The organism is Azonexus sp. (assembly GCF_036170495.1).
Lineage (GTDB): Bacteria > Pseudomonadota > Gammaproteobacteria > Burkholderiales > Rhodocyclaceae > Azonexus.
Genome location: NZ_JAVHPH010000063.1, coordinates 1 through 1,226, shown reverse-complemented (window position 1 = coordinate 1,226; position 1,226 = coordinate 1). Strand labels below are relative to the sequence as shown.

The 1,226-nt window shown below is 59.1% G+C and carries 1 protein-coding gene and 1 pseudogene; both read left to right on the top strand.

The genetic code is table 11. From position 1 onward, the window contains the following. A pseudogene (locus ADADOO_RS02100) lies at positions 1–207 on the top strand (FIST domain containing protein); the annotation flags it as partial. Then, positions 200–1,226, top strand: a 1,027-nt coding sequence (locus tag ADADOO_RS02095; RefSeq protein WP_511274587.1) for an ATP-binding protein, incomplete at its 3' end; no start/stop codon positions are given. The pseudogene ADADOO_RS02100 and the gene ADADOO_RS02095, both read left to right, overlap by 8 nt.

The following is a 1,226-nucleotide window of genomic DNA, read 5'->3' as shown; positions in this document are numbered from 1 at the left end:
CAGCCGGCCCTGACCCTTGGCTGCGACTGCATCCTGCGCAATCTGGAAATCACCCAGAAAAACCTCAAAGACAAGGTCGGCGAACTGTTCCAGCGTAACAACACGGTCGGCTTCAGCACCTACGGCGAACAGTTTGGCGGCGTCCACATTAACCAGACCTTCACCGGCATTGCCATTGGCGCTGCTCCTGAGGAAAAACATGACTGATCCGGTCGCCGCCAACGCTTCGCCGCAGGAAGCGGCACTGCAGCGCGAAATCGTTCGCCTCAACAAGATGGTAACTGCCCTGATGAACCGGGCAGAACGTGACATGAGCGCGAAAGTCTCGGATTTCAGCGCCTTCCAGTCGGGCGTGGCGCTCGAAAACCAGGTCCGTGAACGCACCCAGCAACTGGAGGCGGCGCTGCGCGAGAACGAGCGGGTCAACCAGGCGCTGCAGAGCGAAAAGGAAGAGCAGCGCATCCTGATCGTGAAGCTGGAGGAGGCCCACGACCAGTTGCATCAGTCGGAAAAGCTCGCCTCGATCGGCCAGTTGGCGGCTGGCGTGGCTCACGAAATCAACAATCCGATCGGCTTCGTCAATTCCAACCTGGGCACGCTGAAAAACTACGTCAATCAACTGATGAGCCTGATTGAGGATGTGACCACCACCGTCGAGCCGCTGCTGGCCAGCAGCCCCGAGATCAGAAAAAACATGGAGGCGCTGAAGCGTAAGGCCGACCTTGATTTTCTGCGCGAGGACATCGGTGCCCTGATTGCCGAGTCGATCGACGGCGCCACCCGGGTTCGCCAGATCGTCCAGGATCTGCGTGATTTTTCGCGGACCGGCGAGATCGGTATGGAGTGGGTCGATCTCCATGCCGGCCTGGAGAGTACCCTCAACGTGGTTTCCAACGAAATCAAATACAAGGCCGAGGTTATCCGCGATTACGGCACGCTACCTCAGGTCGAGTGCCGGCCGTCGCAGATCAACCAGGTCTTCATGAACCTGCTGGTCAATGCCGCCCAGGCTATTCCCCAGAAGGGCAAAATCACGTTGAAGAGCGGTACCGCCGATGACATGGTGTGGGTGTCGGTCAGTGACACCGGGAGCGGCATCCCGCCGGAAATCCTGGCCCGCATTTTCGACCCCTTCTTTACGACCAAGCCGATCGGCAAGGGCACCGGCCTCGGCCTGTCCGTTTCCTACGGCATCATCGAAAAACATGGCGGCAAGATCGACGTCG